This window comes from Tolumonas lignilytica (assembly GCF_000527035.1).
Classification (GTDB): Bacteria; Pseudomonadota; Gammaproteobacteria; order Enterobacterales; family Aeromonadaceae; genus Tolumonas; species Tolumonas lignilytica.
In genome coordinates, this window is the sequence record NZ_AZUK01000001.1 from 2,409,925 (window position 1) to 2,427,653 (window position 17,729).

15 protein-coding genes are annotated in these 17,729 nt (G+C 49.7%); 12 read left to right on the forward strand and 3 right to left on the reverse strand.

The features are described from left to right. Positions 1–27: 27 nt before the first annotated feature. The 9 genes from rbsB (at position 28) to H027_RS0111290 (ending at position 10,701) form a co-directional block, all read left to right on the forward strand. Positions 28–909: a ribose ABC transporter substrate-binding protein RbsB gene (gene rbsB / locus H027_RS0111250; RefSeq protein ID WP_202593482.1), complete on the forward strand. Its 882-nt coding sequence runs from the start codon at positions 28–30 to the stop codon at positions 907–909. 51 nt (positions 910–960) lie between these two features. Further along, positions 961–1,884, forward strand: coding sequence for a ribokinase (rbsK, locus tag H027_RS0111255; protein WP_024872560.1), 924 nt, complete (start codon positions 961–963; stop codon positions 1,882–1,884). 5 nt (positions 1,885–1,889) lie between these two features. Continuing rightward, entirely contained in the window at positions 1,890–2,894 is a 1,005-nt protein-coding gene (locus tag H027_RS0111260; protein WP_081741473.1) for a substrate-binding domain-containing protein, read from the forward strand. Positions 2,895–3,005: 111 nt separating this feature from the next. Continuing rightward, positions 3,006–4,154 (forward strand): hypothetical protein, encoded by a 1,149-nt coding sequence (locus tag H027_RS17775; RefSeq protein ID WP_024872562.1) that lies wholly within the window; start codon positions 3,006–3,008, stop codon positions 4,152–4,154. A gap of 108 nt (positions 4,155–4,262) precedes the next feature. Next, positions 4,263–4,778, forward strand: a complete 516-nt coding sequence (locus H027_RS0111270) for a putative pterin-binding protein (RefSeq protein ID WP_081741474.1) — start codon at positions 4,263–4,265, stop codon at positions 4,776–4,778. Beyond that, entirely contained in the window at positions 4,775–6,667 is a 1,893-nt protein-coding gene (locus tag H027_RS0111275; RefSeq protein WP_024872564.1) for a putative bifunctional diguanylate cyclase/phosphodiesterase, read from the forward strand. The genes H027_RS0111270 and H027_RS0111275 overlap by 4 nt, the downstream gene beginning before the upstream one ends. A gap of 45 nt (positions 6,668–6,712) precedes the next feature. After that, a complete protein-coding gene (locus H027_RS0111280; protein WP_024872565.1) occupies positions 6,713–7,657 on the forward strand; it encodes an ADP-ribosylglycohydrolase family protein in 945 nt (314 codons plus the stop codon). Then, on the forward strand, positions 7,641–8,453 hold the full coding sequence (locus H027_RS0111285) for an NAD(+)--dinitrogen-reductase ADP-D-ribosyltransferase (RefSeq protein WP_024872566.1): 813 nt from the start codon (positions 7,641–7,643) through the stop codon (positions 8,451–8,453). Before H027_RS0111280 ends, H027_RS0111285 begins: the two co-directional genes overlap by 17 nt. A 112-nt stretch (positions 8,454–8,565) precedes the next feature. Continuing rightward, a complete protein-coding gene (locus H027_RS0111290; protein ID WP_024872567.1) occupies positions 8,566–10,701 on the forward strand; it encodes a methyl-accepting chemotaxis protein in 2,136 nt (711 codons plus the stop codon). A 97-nt stretch (positions 10,702–10,798) separates the two neighbouring features. Here H027_RS0111290 and hemL read toward each other — a convergent pair whose 3' ends face one another. Beyond that, positions 10,799–12,097 carry a glutamate-1-semialdehyde 2,1-aminomutase gene (hemL, locus tag H027_RS0111295; RefSeq protein ID WP_024872568.1) on the reverse strand — a complete coding sequence of 433 codons (1,299 nt, stop codon included), beginning with the start codon at positions 12,095–12,097 and terminating at the stop codon, positions 10,799–10,801. 207 nt (positions 12,098–12,304) lie between these two features. Here hemL and erpA point away from each other — a divergent pair, with 207 nt between their 5' ends. Continuing rightward, positions 12,305–12,652 (forward strand): iron-sulfur cluster insertion protein ErpA, encoded by a 348-nt coding sequence (erpA, locus tag H027_RS0111300; RefSeq protein WP_024872569.1) that lies wholly within the window; start codon positions 12,305–12,307, stop codon positions 12,650–12,652. Positions 12,653–12,705: 53 nt separating this feature from the next. Here the strand turns inward: erpA and H027_RS0111305 are convergent, their stop codons facing one another. Both H027_RS0111305 and H027_RS0111310 read right to left on the reverse strand, forming a co-directional pair. Next, complete coding sequence (locus tag H027_RS0111305) at positions 12,706–12,921, reverse strand: hypothetical protein (RefSeq protein ID WP_024872570.1); 216 nt, start codon at positions 12,919–12,921, stop codon at positions 12,706–12,708. 152 nt (positions 12,922–13,073) lie between these two features. Then, complete coding sequence (locus H027_RS0111310; RefSeq protein ID WP_024872571.1) at positions 13,074–14,177, reverse strand: anhydro-N-acetylmuramic acid kinase; 1,104 nt, start codon at positions 14,175–14,177, stop codon at positions 13,074–13,076. A gap of 109 nt (positions 14,178–14,286) precedes the next feature. On the opposite strand from H027_RS0111310, the gene tyrS reads away from it, so the two are divergent. Then, a complete protein-coding gene (tyrS, locus tag H027_RS0111315) occupies positions 14,287–15,486 on the forward strand; it encodes a tyrosine--tRNA ligase (RefSeq protein ID WP_024872572.1) in 1,200 nt (399 codons plus the stop codon). A gap of 137 nt (positions 15,487–15,623) precedes the next feature. Beyond that, positions 15,624–17,507 carry a methyl-accepting chemotaxis protein gene (locus H027_RS0111320; protein ID WP_024872573.1) on the forward strand — a complete coding sequence of 628 codons (1,884 nt, stop codon included), beginning with the start codon at positions 15,624–15,626 and terminating at the stop codon, positions 17,505–17,507. Positions 17,508–17,729: the final 222 nt, after the last annotated feature.

Consider the following 17,729-nt stretch of genomic DNA (forward strand, 5'->3'; position numbering starts at 1 on the left):
CCCGAATCGAGGATAAACGCTATGAATATGAAAAAATTAGCAACTCTGGTTTCTGCTGTGGTGTTGAGTAGTTCCGTATCAGTTTCCGCTATGGCCAAAGATACAATGGCACTGGTGGTTTCTACCCTGAATAACCCGTTCTTTGTCACCCTGAAAGACGGGGCTGAGCACAAGGCGAAAGAGCTGGGCTATAACCTGCTGGTGCTGGACTCTCAGAATGACCCGGCCAAAGAGCTGGCTAATGTGGAAGATTTAACGGTTCGGGGCGTCAAGATCCTGCTGATCAATCCAACTGATTCTGATGCCGTCGGTAATGCCATTGCTATCGCCAACAAGGCGAAAATGCCGGTGCTGACGCTGGATCGTGGAGCCAATAAGGGCACCGTCGTCAGTCATATTGCTTCTGACAACATTGCCGGCGGTAAGATGGCGGGTGAATTTATTGCCAAAAAATTAGGCGATAAAGCCAAAATCATCGAGCTGGAAGGCATTGCCGGAACCTCTGCGGCCCGTGATCGTGGCGCCGGATTCAAACAAGCAGCGGATGCGCACGGCTTCCAGATTCTTGCCAGCCAGCCTGCCGATTTCGATCGGACCAAAGGGCTGAATGTCATGGAAAACCTGTTAGCTGGTCATGGTGATGTACAGGCGGTCTTTGCCCAGAATGATGAGATGGCGTTGGGTGCACTCCGGGCATTGCAGGCAGCCGGTAAGAACAAGGTGCTGGTGGTCGGTTTTGACGGCACAGATGATGGTGTGAAAGCTGTGCAGAAAGGCAAGATGGCGGCCACAGTGGCACAACAACCTGATCAGATTGGGGCCATTGGTGTTGAAACGGCCGATCAAGTGCTGAAAGGCAAAACTGTACCAGCCAATATTCCTGTCCCACTCAAAGTCGTTTCTAAATAATCACAACCCGTACCCGCCGCAGTGCGGGTACTTTTTTTGCCGGAGCCGAAGATGAGTAAAAAATTGGTCGTTCTTGGTAGTGTGAATGCCGATCATGTGCTGTCTGTTCCCCGATTCCCTAAACCCGGTGAAACCTTGGTCGGACATGGCTATCACATTGCCTATGGTGGAAAAGGCGCTAATCAGGCCGTGGCTGCAGGACGAGCCGGTGCAGACATCGCCTTTATTGCCTGTGTGGGAGACGATGATATTGGTGCCAGAATGAAAGCCCAATTCGCGGCTGACGGCATTGATACCCAGGCGGTGATGGCGGTGGCAGGCAGCACGACCGGGGTCGCCATGATCTGGGTTTCGGCAGATGGCGAAAACTGCATCGGTATTTCCGCCGGTGCCAATGCTGAACTGACGCCGACACACGTCCAACCGCATTTATCATTGATTTCCGAGGCGGATGTGTTGCTGATGCAACTGGAAAGCCCGCTGGATACCATCGAATTTGCCGCACAAGCGGCCAAAGCGGCCGGAACCCAAGTAATTCTGAATCCGGCACCGGCGCAGCATTTGCCTGAGTCGCTGTTGCGTCTGGTGGATGTGATCACTCCGAATGAAACTGAAGCGCAGGCGCTGACGGGGATCGAAGTCAAGACAGAACAGGATGCACAAAAAGCATCCGAGATCCTTCACGCCTATGGTATTACTAGGGTATTAATTACGCTGGGCGCAAAGGGCGTCTGGCTGAGTGAACAGGGAAGAGGCGAACTCATTCCGGGCTTCCGGGTTCAGGCGCTGGACACGACAGCGGCAGGCGATACCTTTAATGGCGCATTCGTCTGTGCACAATTAGATGGGCAGCCCGTACATCAGGCGATCCGTTTTGCCCATGCGGCGGCGGCTATTTCCGTGACCCGGTCCGGTGCTCAACCCTCGATCCCGACACGATCTGAGATAGACGCGTTTTTAGCTGCAAGGAGTTAGCTGCTTTGGCCACCATGAAAGATGTCGCTCGCCTGGCGGGTGTTTCAACTTCCACCGTATCGCATGTGGTGAATAACACCCGTTTCGTCAGTGACGAAATTCGTGAGCGCATCTTGAAAGCGGTGGCCGATCTGAACTATTCGCCATCGGCTCTGGCGCGCAGTCTGAAGCTCAATCAGACGCGCACCTTGGGTATGATGGTGACCACTTCCAACAACCCGTTTTTTGCAGAAGTTGTCGCCGGAGTGGAACGGATCTGCTATCAGCGCGGCTATACGCTGGTGCTGTGCAACACGGAAGGCGATCCTGAGCGGCTGAGTCATAATCTGGAAGTCTTACTGCAAAAGCGGATTGATGGCTTGCTGCTGATGTGCACCGAAGCGCGTTCGGCGTCTGCGGAAGTATTCGGTCGTCATCCGGCGGTGCCTATCGTAGTGATGGACTGGGGGCCGCTGAACACCATTGCCGACCGGATCCAGGACAATTCAGCTCTGGGGGGATATCTGGCAACCCGTCATCTGATCGAACAGGGACACAGTCGGATTGGTCTGATCACCGGCCCGTTGGATAAATTGCCGGCCCAGTCTCGTCAGCAGGGCTATCGTCAGGCGCTGGAAGAGGCGGATATTCCATTCCGGGCCGAATATGTGGTGGAAGGCGACTTTGAATTCACCGGCGGCATCAGCGGAATGCATCAGTTGCTGGCGTTGGCTGAACCGCCGAGTGCTGTGTTTGCCGGTAACGATGTGTCTGCCGTGGGTGTCTATCAGGCGCTCTATCGTGCCGGATTACGCGTGCCGCAGGATATTTCCGTGGTGGGGTATGATGATATTGAACTGTCTCGTTACCTCACGCCACCGCTGACCACCATCCATCAACCGCAGGCTGAGCTGTGTCGACAGGCAGTTGATACCCTGTTGGATCGGATTCAAGGCGCCGATGATGCACCGCGTCTGATCACGCTGGAGCCGAAACTGATTGCGCGTGAATCGGTGCGCTCTCTGAAATAACAAATCTAACAATAAACACGTTTTTTGCTGTTTAAAAATTAAACATTTTCCGCCGTCCGCCGATAACTGAAATGCAGCCCAGTATCTGCATGTCGTATCGCGGGAGCGGTTATGCAAATTACCCAGCAATCATTATCATTCAAGACTCGTTATGAACATCAGCAATCCTCCGTCCGGGAACAGGAAACACTGCCCACCATCGCCAAAGCAGGTCAGCAAGATGTGAGTGTCTCCGTGCATCTGCAAAACCGTGATGAATGGGGTGGCAGTTTAAGCCGGAGTGATTTGCAAAAAGCTGCCGCGAAAAACCGTCAGCCCGCCTTATCATTACCGGCAGGGGCGGATGCCAAGCTGACAAAAAGCAAAGCGACGGCGGGAACATCGGCGGAAACAACCGAGTCAGATGCCAGTCAAAAAACTTCAAATGATGAGTCAGACGACGACTTGTCTCTGGATTCGCATACCCGATTGATGAAAATGCTTCTGGAGTCACTGTTTGGCACCAAAATTCAACTGATGCACCCGATCCGTCAAACGGCAGACAGTGGCAACGGGGCGACCAGTGATGCCAGTGCTCCTGCCTCGCAGCAAACTGCTCCGGCAGAGCCTGATCATCAGGTAAAAATCACGGAAATGACCGCAGAAAATGAACAATTACGGTTTTCTGCCAACGGCGAGGTGCAAACGGCCGATGGGCGAACAATCAAGGTTAATCTCGGGTTTGCGATGTCTTACCAAGACCTTAAATTATCGGAACGGTTAACCAAACAATCTGCGTTGAAAGATCCCTTGGTGATCAATCTGGAAGGGCAGGCGGCCGGTTTAAAAGAGGCTCGGTTTAATTTTGATCTCGACAGCAACGGTACCAAAGAGTCGTTACCGACGTTATCCGAGGGTTCCTATTTTCTGGCATTAGATAAAAATGGCAATCAACAAATTGATAACGGCAGCGAACTGTTCGGTGCACAGAGCGGGAATGGTTTTGCGGAGCTGGCGCAATATGATGAAGATGGCAATGGTTTTATTGATGCTGGCGATTCCATTTATGGACAGCTTTCCATCTGGCGTCCGGGTCAAGGTTTAACGGCCTTGGCGCAGGTGGGGGTGGGGGCGATCTATCTGCATCCGGTCGAGACACAGTTCCAGAATGTGGGCAGCAATACCCAAGGTGACAGTCTCGGGGTATTGCGTTCGAGCAGCGTCTATCTGAAAGAAGATGGTTCATCTGGAACAATCCAACAGCTTGATTTGCGAGCTTAATTTACGCGGATCCCATATTTCGTATGACAATAATTCATCTATTTTGAATGATCTTTTTCCATCTGCTATTCGTTTTATGAATAGTCTTTTTCTATAGGATGGAAATTAATGATGAAAAATAAGTACAAAACGGTTGCAGCGTTTTTGTGCGGTATGTTGTTTACCACCTTTAGTTGGGTTCAGAGTGCTAAGGCGAACGTTCCAGAAAAAGCAGTATCACCGGTTATTTTGACGATAACTGATCAGGCTAGTAAAGATTTTACCCTCGCTGAATTACAAGCGTTGCCACAAAAAACGGTAGTAACCACCACACCATGGACGGATGGTTCGCACTCGTATACGGGGGTGTTATTACGCGATCTTCTCGACAAAGTGGGCTTGCAGCATGCGGTTAAACTGAAAGCGACCGCATTAAATGATTATGTGACGACATTGGCTGTCGCCGACGCCTATAAATACAATGTGTTACTGGCATTCTCCCAAGATGGCAAATTAATGTCCCGTCGGAACAAAGGGCCAATCTGGGTGATTTATCCATTAACCGAACACCCAGAGTTAGACAAGCCGACTTACCACAGTGCGATGATCTGGCAGTTAAGATCTATCAGTGTGAGTCATGAATGAATTTCTACTCTAAATTCATCATATTAGGTGTTCTGATCATCGGTATGGCCGGTGGTATGGTCAGTACGCTGTTTTCTTTTCAAAAAGTGTCGCAGGATATTACTGCGCACACCAATTTAAGTGCCTGGTCATTGGCGCAACTGGAACTCGAATATCAGAAGTTCTGTTCGGAATTACAACTGTATCGGGCGGGGCAGAGCTCTTCGGAAAAATTGAGTCTTGCCTATGATGTAGTCTGGAATCGCATGGATGTTTTTTTGCACGGCTCTGAAAATGAGGCCGTCAGAAAAGCGTTTGGTGCGGAAGTTTTGGTCCAGAACGTATTGAAATCAATTCAGGCTCATGAAGCGTTAATTGATTTACCCGCCAAGCCTGATTCGCCGCAGTTAGCTGAATGGGAAAAGCAACTTCTGCTCTATGAACCAGCCATCCGTCAGTTAATGATACAAAATTTTACTGGCCCGGGCGTGACTCACGGTATTGATAATATTGCGGTGACGATTAAACAAATTTCCTGGGTTTTATCGGTTGTCTCCTTGATCAGTTTGCTGATGAGTTATTTATTATTTCGTGAATCACGCAAACATTGGTATTTATCATTGCATGATCCGTTAACAAAATTAATTAATCGTGCGTATTTTCAGCAACTGTTAAAAGAACGTTGTCACCAGGCAAGAATTAATAAATATTCCGTAAATCTTTGTTTGATTGACATCACTAGATTTCATGAGATTAATAATCTGTTTGGCTATCAGAGTGGTGATGAATTATTACAACAGATCAGTGAAAAACTTAGAAAAACCTTCAGCTCTCAGACGTTAATTGCACGCACAGGGGGTAGTGAGTTTGCACTGTTGCTCACCGATGATGAAATTTATCATCTATTACCGCTGACCTTGCAGCAATTAAAAACAGAAGTGAAACGGTATGATCCGGCCAACCGAATACACCTCTGTTGCGGAATTAGTTTTTTCCCTGAACAATCATCATCTTCTATTGAATTATTCCAGTTTGCTGATTTGGCCTTATCGGCGGCCAAAAAGAATCCCACCCATTTGCAATATTTCAATAGCGTTATGCTGAGTGATTTTCAGCGCCGCCGCGAGCTGGCGACACATCTAAATGTCGAATTAACGAACCCTGACACAACCAGTCTCTATCTGTGCTATCAGCCGATCCATTTACTGGATAATAAAGACAAATTAGGTCTGGAAGTGTTATTACGTTGGAATCATTCATTATTCGGTTATATCGCTCCGCCAGAAATTATTGAAATTGCAGAAGAGCATGGCATGGGGAATGCGTTAGGTGATTGGATATTCCAGCGAATAAAATCAGATTTATCCAAGTTGCCTTTTTGGCAGTTGGAACGATTATCGGTGGCGGTTAATCTCTCTAACTCTCTGTTTAATCTGGATCTGCCAGATCGGATTCAACAGTTAATGGCGCACAGCCCGATAGTTTATGAACAATTAGTTCTTGAGCTAACGGAAACTATTGCATTAAATGATTTTTCGGTGAGTCAGCAAATATTAAAATCGCTCCGCCAAATGGGGATCCGGATTGCGTTAGACGATTTTGGTACCGGGTTTTCATCGCTGGCTTATTTGAAGGATTTATCGGTTGATAAATTGAAAATCGATAAGTCTTTTATTCAGCAGGTTCATCTTGATAGTCGTCAGTTGTCTCTACTGAAACATATCACTGAATTGGCTCACGATCTCGATCTGACTGTGGTGGCCGAAGGTGTAGAGTCGTCTGCAGAGCTGGAGATCGTAACCGCAATGGGGATTGAAGAGATACAGGGTTATCATTACGCCAGACCTCTCGAATTACCTTCCTTGATTAATTATCTGTCTCGCTCTTTTAAACAGGAAACGTCGGTGTAAACCTTGCATCTCCCTCTGATACATTGGATGTTGTGAGGGAATGACATGCACAGCGAATTGGATCGCGCGCTGGGTTGTCTGGTCGGGCTGGCCGTCGGTGATGCGGTTGGCACCACGCTGGAATTCCGGCCAAGAGGTTCATTCAAACCGTTAACCGATATGGTGGGGGGCGGCCATTTCTGTTTACAGAAAGGATACTGGACTGATGATACCTCGATGGCGTTGTGCATGGCACACAGCCTGTTGGCGCGGGGAGGATTTGATGCCGCCGATCAGATGAACCGCTACTGTGACTGGTATGACAATGGCTATCTCAGCAGCATCGGTAACTGTTTTGATATCGGTACCACAGTGTCCAGTGCCTTAAGACGCTTCCAGAAAAGCGGCAATCCCTTTTCCGGCATGACCGCCAGCTGGACGTCAGGCAACGGTTCTATCATGCGGTTAGCGCCGATCCCGATTGCCTTTTCTCAGTCACCGCAACAAGCCATCCACTTCGCCAAACAAAGTTCACGGACAACACACGCGGCACCACTGTGTGTCGATGCTTGTGGCTGGTTGGCCGCTCATCTGATCAATTTGCTGCAGGGGGGCGATAAGGAAAGTGTGTTATCTGTGTCTTATCTGCCACAAACTGATGCAATTGCGACATTGCAGACGTTTGAATTTATCGATAAAAACTACCGGGATCTGAAAGGCACCGGTTATGTATTGGAGAGTCTGGAAGCTGCACTCTGGTGTTTCTGGCATACCCACTGTTATGCCGACTGCATTCTGGCCGCTGCCAATCTGGGCGATGATGCCGATACTACCGCGGCGGTAGCCGGCCAACTGGCGGGGGCTTATTACGGTTATCGGGGCATTCGCGAAGACTGGCGTCAGCATCTTCACTGGCATGATGAGATCTGCGCATTGGCAGAGCGGTTGCACTACCTGCAGCCGAGTATGCAGGAATTAACGCCGGAGTGGCCTGATGCTGCCATTACCTGAAGAACGGAGTTTATTGGCAAAACTGACGTTACCGCTCAATCGCTGTAATGTGCCGGCACCGGTACTGGCCAGTCTGGCGTATCAGCAATATCCCGTTTCATTACAACTGGATGGTATTGAAACTTTTTATCCTGAGTTATTTGAACGACTGGTGGTATGCCCTGATGCGCGTCAGCGGGTCGATATTTTCAACGACTACATGGCGGTTCGTTTTCGGTTGCCGGAGGCACAACTGGCCCCACGTCCGGATGCTGACCCTGTTCCGCGACCACAGAGTCACTACCGGAAGCTACTGCTGGGCTGGTTGTTTGATTCCGACAGTGATGCCGGTGCAGTTTGGCGCCAGTGGGTCGAATCCCGTTTCGGCTTGCGAACCGTTTATCACCATCAACCCATTTCTGATTCTGAATCAGCAGCTTATCTGCGTTATATGCAGGCGTATGCCCGCGCCTCCTACCAGACGAATGATTTGGTGGGACAGTTGGATCTGCTGTATTGTTTTTGCCAATATCAGCTGGCTCATTTGTATCCACTGCAACAACATCTGACCCTCTATCGGGGCAGCACTGAAGCACCGAAATACCAGGTTCAGCAACAGCCGGTGTTATTACTGAATAACCTCAGTTCCTGCAGCAGTGATGTCGACGAAGCATATCGTTTTGGACCCAAAGTGGTCGAGTTACAAGTCCCCCTTACAAAAATCGTCTGTTTCGATACCTTGCTGCCCCGCGGGTTAAATGGTGAGCAGGAGTATATGGTTTTAGGCGGGATCTATAAGGCCAAACAGGTCTGGTGAGCAAATCTGCGTGATCCAGTTCATAACATCATGATTTAGCAGTGAAGCATATACGGTGTTTGCAGCTAACGTTATGTGGCTATCTGTTTTCGTCTTGAATCAGGGAATTTCTATGCGTAATTTTTCTATTCAGTGGAAAATCACTCTGTTGTCTGCTGTCGGGTTATTTTCTGCCGTTGTTCTGCTCATCGGTTTATCTGTTTATGCTTTGCAATCAACCAAAGGTCTGGTGTTGGCGCAGACTGATAAAAAAATCAAAGAAGATGCGGTGCAATTAGTGGAGGGGCGTGCTGAGGCTGAAGTTTCTCGCGTCACCAGCTATCTGCATGAGGCCAGAATTCGAACCTCCATTCTTGCTGCCAGCTTGACCGCTCAAAAACAATATGCGGAACAAAATTATCTGGGTTCCGGCATTTTACGTCGTTCACTGAACAGTCTGGTATTACAGACTGCTAAGAGTACGCCTTATGCGCTGGGCGTTTATAGTGTCATGTTGCCTGCCGCATTAGGCCATGCGGATGATACCTATGCGGGTCAGGGTGAGGATGGTGGTAATGAATCTGGGCGTTTTTCGGTGTACTGGAGTCGCAATGACAAAGGTGAGTTAACACTCGAAAACTTGACGGAAAAAGACATTAAAGACTCAACCGCTAATGAAAATGGTTTTGCTAAAAATGAGTGGTTTAATTGCAGTATCCGTGTGCATGGCCCCTGCTTGCTGAACCCTTATAAAGATACCAGCAACAAAAAAGAACTGCTGATGGTGACCGTGACACAACCGGTGGTCGATGGTGATAATGTGCTTGGCGTGGTCGGGATGGATATTGCGTTAGATTCCATGCAGTCCGCCATCAAGGAACTGGATTCGCAACTCTTCTCCGGCCACGGTAAAGCAGCATTAATTTCCTCTGAAGGCATTGCGGTTTCAGTCAGTGATATGCCGTTTGTGCCTGGCGACAGCATTGCCAAAAAAGATCCAAAACTGGCCGAACAACTGAAAGGATGGCTGAAACAGGCAAAAGTTCAGGTCAACTGGCAGAACGATACCTTGCAGTTGTTTATTCCGGTTAATAATGATGGTTTACCAACCTGGGGTATGCTGCTGGAAATTCCAGGACAAGATGTATTGGCTGCAGCCCATCAGATCAGTGCTTCACTGGATCAGCAAATCAGCAGTGCAGTTTCCCGCCAGATCCTGACCGGGGGTATTGTAACCTTGCTGGTGTTACTGGCGATGTGGTTGAGTGCCAACCGCATTGTGGCACCGATGCGCATGGTGGTTGAACGGTTGAATGAAATTGCCAGCGGGGATGGTGACCTGACACAACGTTTACAGATCCAAAGTAACGATGAAATGGGTGCACTGGCTCGGGCATTTAACCTGTTCCTGGATAAACTGCGCGGCACCATTACCCAAGTGGTGACTGCGGTAGACGGAACTCGTGATACGGCGCAACAAGCCAATTATGTGTCGGGCCAGACCCGCGATCGATTGCAATATCAGTTCCGTGAAATCGATCAGGTCGCAGCAGCATTTGAAGAAATGCATGCCACTTCCGCCAACATTGCGGATCGTGCTGGTCAGGCGGTAGACGCAGCTGATGAAGCGGAACATGCGGCACAGCAGGGTAAGGCCGTTGTCGAAGAGAGCCTGGAGGCCATGGATTCACTGATGCGTTATATCAGTGATGCCAAACCACAGGTTGAGCGCTTGGCGGAAAACAGCAACAACATCAATAAAATCTTGGATGTCATCAAAGGTATTGCTGAACAGACCAATTTATTGGCATTGAATGCGGCCATCGAAGCGGCGCGTGCGGGTGAGCAAGGCCGTGGCTTTGCGGTGGTCGCTGATGAAGTGCGCAATCTGGCTTCCCGTACTCAGGAATCTGTCGGGCAGATCCACGGTGTCATTAATGAACTGCAAACCGGTACTCATCATGTGGTGACGGCGATTCTGGGAAGTCACAAACAAGCCGATGAAACCTTGCATAACGTACAGCAATCGGTTGGTGTGTTGGAGCAAATTACCCGTTCCATCGCCGTGATTCAGGATATGAACACGCATATCGCCCATGCGGTACAAGAGCAAAGCAAAGTCAGCGGTGATATCAGCAGCAGTGTGACGAATATCCGTGATGTCAGCAGTGATATCACCGGTATGGCAGATACTTCTGCAGAAAATGCTGAAAAACTGAATGACCTGGCAAATCAGCAGCAACAGCTCATGTCGCACTTTAAGGTGTGAGGCAATAGTTCAAAGAAAAGGCGTGATGATTCACGCCTTTTTTATTGCCGCTTGAAAAGCGCCCTCAGATTGAAACGCTCTCAGGGGAAATGTCGGCTTATTTTTTCATTTGTGCAAAACAACGTTCGGCGGCCGCAAGTGTTGCAGCAATATCGGCATCGCTGTGAGCCAATGACAGGAACCCGGCTTCATAAGCGGAAGGTGCCAGATAAATACCTTCTGCCAGCATCAGATGATAAAACTGCTTAAAGGCGTGGATATCACACTGTTTGACTTGTTCAAACTGGGTGATTTCAGGTTCGTCGGTAAAGAAGAAACCGAACATGGCACCAACATAATTGACAGCCAGTGCAATACCATATTTGGCGGCCGCCAGTTTCAGACCTTCGGCGACTTGTTGGGTTTTGGCGCTGAGTTGTTCGTATAAACCGGGTTGCTGGATGGCGGTGAGCATGGCCAGACCTGCAGCCATCGCGACCGGGTTCCCTGACAGGGTTCCTGCCTGATACACCGGGCCGGTTGGCGCGATATAGGCCATGATCTCTTTCTTGCCACCAAAAGCGCCGACCGGCATACCACCTCCGATGATCTTGCCCAGAGTCGTCAGATCCGGCGTGATGCCATAATAACCTTGTGCACCCTGCAGGCTGACCCGAAAACCGGTCATGACTTCATCGATAATCAGCAGTGCGCCATGTAGATCACAGAGAGCGCGTAACCCTTCCAGGAAACCGGGAACTGGTGGAATGCAGTTCATGTTGCCGGCGACCGGTTCAACAATGATACAGGCGATATCCGGGCCATAATTGTCAAAGGCGGCAGCGACAGAATTCAGATCGTTATAAGTACAAGTGAGGGTGTGTTTGGCAAAATCGGCAGGAACGCCCGGTGAATTGGGTTGACCTAAGGTCAGCGCGCCCGATCCTGCTTTGACCAGCAGGCAATCGGCATGACCGTGATAGCAACCTTCAAATTTGATGATCTTGTCGCGACCGGTGTAACCGCGTGCTAAACGAATGGCACTCATGGTGGCTTCGGTGCCAGAGTTAACCATGCGCACCATTTCCATGTTCGGCATGATCTCGCGGATCATCTCAGCCATCCGCACTTCATTTTCTGTCGGCGCACCATAACTTAAGCCGTTTTCCACCGCGGCCAACACGGCTGCTTTAATGGCGGGATGATTGTGACCTAACAGCATCGGCCCCCAGGAGCCGACATAATCAATGTAACGATTACCATCGACATCATAAAGATAGGCACCATCTGCCTTTTCGATAAAACGAGGGGTTCCGCCCACGCCGTTAAAGGCTCGCACCGGAGAATTGACGCCACCCGGAATAGATAATTGAGCAGCAGCAAAGAGTTGTTCAGAGCGGGATGTACTATTAGCCATGAAAGATCAGTCCGTATTTCAGTGTGAAATAATCCTTCGACTATAACGCAAAAGCAGATAAAGCAGAAAAGATCTCCCAGTGATACATTATAGGGAAGCGCAAAACTGAGTAATACTTGAACTGTTTAGTCGGGTATTAGATAATTTGCTGAATTGAACGAATAAGTTTACAGCGTTGTTTCTGGCCACAGGCCGAGTGAGGTAGTTATGAGTGAGGTAGCAGTGCAGTTTCCCATTGAGATGACCGATGCGGCGGCGGCGAAAGTAAAAGCGTTGATCACCGAAGAGGAAAATCCGGAACTGAAATTGCGGGTCTATATCACCGGCGGTGGCTGCTCTGGCTTTCAGTATGGTTTTACTTTCGATGAGAAAATCAATGAAACCGATACGGTTGTGGAAAAGAACGGCGTGATCATGGTGGTTGATGGTATGAGCCTGCAATATCTGGTGGGTGGTGTGGTTGACTACATCGACGGTCTGGAAGGTTCGCGCTTTACCGTTAGCAACCCAAATGCGACTACCACCTGCGGTTGTGGTTCCAGCTTCTCAGTTTAATCCTGTACACGGAAACCTGTCAGGCAGTTGGCCTGACAGGCTGATCAGATAGGTTACTTCTTGGTTGCTTCAGTAGCCGGAGCAGCAGAGGTAGCAGTTGCAGCAGAAGTAGTCACTGCAGCAGACGTTGTGGCTGCTTCAGTTTTTGCTGGCGCAGCAGTTGGTGCCGCTGCGGCTGGTTGAGCTGCCGGTGCAGCGGCTTCTTCTTTCTTTTCACACGCAGTCAGAGCTACAACCATCAAACCAGCCAGTATCAGCGCTTTTTTCATCTTGGTATCCTTAGATAAAATTATATTCCCAGTGTTATTTATATTCCGTAAGTTGTGACTCTAATCACAGACTCCGGTAGCGCCATTCTACGCCAACGTTTGATTGCCCCTCAATGGTGCGTTCTAAAATAGTCATTGATACTGTCTGTTGATTAATTTGCCGGATAAAGTGCGCCCAGAATGGTTTTTTGACGCGCTCCTGTCACGGCAGGCAAGTTCCCCGGCCGTTGTTCGCAAAAGCAATGCGCCAGCCAGGCAAAGGCAATGGCTTCGACCCAGTCTGGATGCATTCCCAGTTTTTCCGTCGAATCAACCTGCCAATCGGGTAACAAAGTTGCAATACGCTGGCAAAGTAACGGGTTATGTGCGCCACCGCCACAGAGATAAAGTGCTGCGCTGTCAGATAAAGGGCGGACGGCATCGCAGATGCTTAGTGCCGTCAGCTCCAGCAACGTTCTTTGGATATCAGCCGGCATAATAGACGGATGGGCCGCCAGTTGTTGCTGTAACCATGTCAGGGTGAACGTTTCCCGCCCGGTACTTTTCGGGTAAGGCTGGGCAAAATAGGGGTGCGCGAGCAAATCAGCCAGCAAAGGTGGATGAATGTTGCCACTGGCAGCCCATGCGCCAGAGGCATCATATTGTCCACTCTGATGCTGACGATACCAGTTATCCAACAGGGTATTGCCGGGGCCGGTATCAAAACCGAACACCTGTTCGGCCTGTCCCGGTAAGACAGATACATTGGCAATCCCGCCAATATTCAGAATACAGCGGGCTTCATCGGCCTGGCCAAATACCGCCTGATGAAAAGCCGGCACCAGTGGCGCACCTTGCCCTCCCAAAGCGACATCCTTCATCCGAAAATCGCAGATCACGTCAATCCCTGTCATCGCTGCTAATCGGGCACCGTTACCGATCTGCAGGGTAAAGCCTAACTCCGGACGATGCCGGATGGTCTGCCCGTGTGAGCCAATGGCACTGATCTGGCGGTGATCCACCCCCTGCTGTGCCAATAATTCATGCGTGGCGGCGGCAAATTCTTCCGCTACCCGTTGATCCAGCCAGCCCATACGATCGATTTCGTTTTCACCGGGCGTACAGATGGCGTGAAGTTGTTGCGCCAAATCGTCAGGCCAGGCTCTGGCGTGGGTTCCCCGCAAGACAGGCCGATCATGTTGCGGATCAAACTCGACTAAAGCGGCATCAATACCATCCATGCTGGTGCCGGACATCAGACCAATATAGAGCGCCATATACCTATTCTTTCACCATGAATTGAGTTACCGGCAGTTTACTTGCTTTTCATGTGGACAGCCATTTCGTAAACTGTGCCCCATTTGCAGAATGTATTGGAGTAAAAGCATGTCCGAGTTGGAAACCGCATTAGCTGAAATCAAACGCGGTGCAGAAGAGATTCTGGTTGAAGAAGAGCTGGTAGCGAAATTGAAAGAAGGCCGCCCGTTACGTATCAAATTGGGAATGGACCCTACAGCGCCAGATATTCACCTCGGGCATACGGTTATTCTGAATAAACTGCGTACCTTTCAGGATCTCGGACATGAAGTGATCCTGCTGATCGGTGACTTTACGGCGCTGGTAGGCGACCCTTCAGGTAAGAATGCAACCCGTCCGCCATTGTCGGAAGAGGCGATCAAGGTGAATGCCGCAACTTATGCGGAACAAGCCTTCAAGATTTTGGATCCGGCGCGTACCCGTATCGAATATAACTCTACCTGGCTGAAAGAGCTGGGTGCGACTGGCATGATCAAGCTGGCCGCGAAGCAAACCGTTGCCCGCATGCTGGAACGTGATGACTTCAAGAAGCGTTATGCCAACGGTCAGTCGATTGCGATCCATGAGTTTCTTTACCCGTTACTGCAAGGCTACGATTCCGTTGCATTGAAAGCCGATGTCGAACTGGGCGGCACCGACCAGAAATTCAACCTGCTGATGGGCCGTGAACTGCAAAAAGATGCAGGTCAGCCAACGCAATGCGTTTTGATGATGCCATTGCTGGTGGGTCTGGATGGCGTGAAGAAGATGTCTAAATCGGCGGGCAACTACATCGGTGTGCATGATGCGCCGACAGAGATGTTCGGTAAGATCATGTCCATTTCTGATGAGCTGATGTGGAGTTACTACGAACTGCTGTCGACTCGTCCTCTGGCCGAAATCACCCAGTTCAAGGCCGATATTGCCGACAACAAATTGAATCCGCGTGATGTGAAAATTTGGCTGGCCAAAGAACTCATTGCCCGTTATCACGACGACGCGGCGGCGGAAGCGGCGCACAATGATTTTACTCAACGCTTCTCCAAAAACGCCATTCCTGATGAAATGCCGGAAGTGACCGTAGCGGCGGCCGCAGAAGGGATCGCTGTAGGTAATTTGCTGAAAGAGGCGGCGCTGGTGGAAACAACCTCTGAAGCGCTGCGTATGATCAAGCAAAATGCGGTCAAGCGTGATGGTGACGTGGTGACTGACGGAAAGCTGTTGGTAACAACTGGCACCTCAGTCTGGCAGGTTGGAAAACGTAAATTTGCCCGCGTTACCGTTGCCTGATCCATTACTTTTCTTTGTTAAATCCCGCGTCATGCGGGATTTTTTGATCTCGGTTTTTTAAATCAGCGTAAAATGGCGCTTGGCATTTAAGTATTTTCTCTTATCGGTCGCTGGTTATCACTATAAATGGAGATTTTATGACCCTGAATATCAAGAATAAACTGCTGCTGGCGTTAGTGACGCTACTGGTAGTGATGTCGGGTGTACAACTTTGGTCCAGCAGTCGGACGCAGGCTGAACAGGCAACACACACGGTCGATAATTACGCGCAAACCGTGACGGCTGCGCAGGTGAATTATCTCAAATACTGGTTGGACAACAGCGCGAGCATTGTCGATGCCGCGAAACAGGTTTTTTCCAAAACAGATGCTGATCCGGTACCCGCGCTGATGCAGGCAGAAGCGGCGGGCAAATTCGATATGGTTTATGCCGGAACAGCCGACGGTCGTATGGTAGTGTCTAAGATTGGCTGGAAAGCACCGGAGGGTTACGATCCTCGGCAACGCCCTTGGTATCAAGACGCCGTCAGTGCCAACAAGCTGACCGTGACTGCCCCATATGAAGACGCATCCAGTCATGCCTTGATGATTAGTGTGGCGGAGCCCTATGATTTTGGCGCCAATAAAGGCGTTATCTCAGGTGATGTCGTCATTACCGATCTGATCAACAACGTCAATAAAATTCAGTCTGATGGTGTGAGCGGCCTGTTGGTCGATGGCAGCGGCAATATTGTGGCTTCGAAAGATGCCGCATTGACGCTTAAACCGATTTCTCAGTTGGCAGCGGAACTCAATTTATCCTCCGTTCAGCAAATGGCTCAGGATGGCGCATTACATAAAATCTCGCTGGCCGACCGATCTGCTTTTGTTATTTTCAAACAAATTCCCGGTTACAACTGGTATTTCGGTTTGTTATATGACGAATCGGTTGCGTTACAACATATGAAAACACAACAGATGCACACGCTGGTGTTTGCGCTGATTCAACTGCTGGTGGTGGTGGGAGCGGCATTTGTCATCATCCGCAGCACCTTGCGTCCATTAGACTCGATGGCAGCAGCGGTGGCAGCACTTTCTCGTGGCAATGGCGATTTGACACACCGTCTGGCGATTGCCCAGCATGATGAGATCGGCGTTGTTAGCCGGCATATCAATACGTTTCTCGATAAATTGCACAACATGATGATGCAAATTGCCAATTCGTCGAAAGAGCTGGACAGACAAGCCGGACAATCACGTGACATGGCCGCGCAGAACAATACGTCGTTGCAGCATCAGCAGCAGGAAATATCCCAGATTGCGACTGCTGTGCATGAGATGTCGGCAACGGCCAATGAAGTTGCCAGTAATGCGGAACAAACCGCGCAGGCGGTGCGTGAGTCGGCCCACAGTTGCGAAGAAGGCAAAGAAGTGATTGCCCGTAACCAACAGTCGATTACTCGTCTGGCCGGTGAAGTGGAACAGGCATCGGGCATTATTCGCGAGCTGGAGCAAAACGCGCTACAAATTAATACTATTTTGGCCACGATTCAGGGGATTGCTGAACAGACTAACCTGCTGGCACTGAATGCGGCGATTGAAGCGGCGCGTGCCGGTGAACAAGGCCGTGGCTTTGCGGTAGTGGCGGATGAAGTTCGTGTGTTATCCCAGCGGACACAGCATTCCACCGGAGAAATTCGGGCCATGATCGAGACTTTACAGCGCAACACGCATCAGGCGGTCAGCACCATGGAGCAAAGCCAGACTCTGGCGCAAGACAGTGTTGAAGATGCGCAAAGTGCAACTGCAGCCTTGGAATTGATCACCCATGCGATTACACAAATTTCGGATATGGCGATGCAAATTTCCAGCGCCGCCGAAGAACAGCGTGCAGTCACGGAAGAGGTGGGGCGCAATATTCAGGCGACCAAAGATGTGTCTGACGAGCTGAGCCATATGGCTCGTCGCTCCAATGAACTGGCTGCCGATCTGCACGAAATTTCAAGTGATCTGAACAATCAGGTGAATAATTTCCGCGTATAGCCGATTCAAAAAATTTTTGCTGAAGCGCAATTATTTATTCGTTTCTTTATAAAAATCCCGGACTTTGTTCGGGATTTTTTTTATCTCATCTACAGTTAATAGAGAGGGTTTACATTTGAATTTTACTCTGTGCCGGGGTTGGTTTGACCATTAACACCAAATATAAAATGTGAAACTAAAACTATAACAGCATTTTATATCGTCATGTACAAAGGGAGCTTC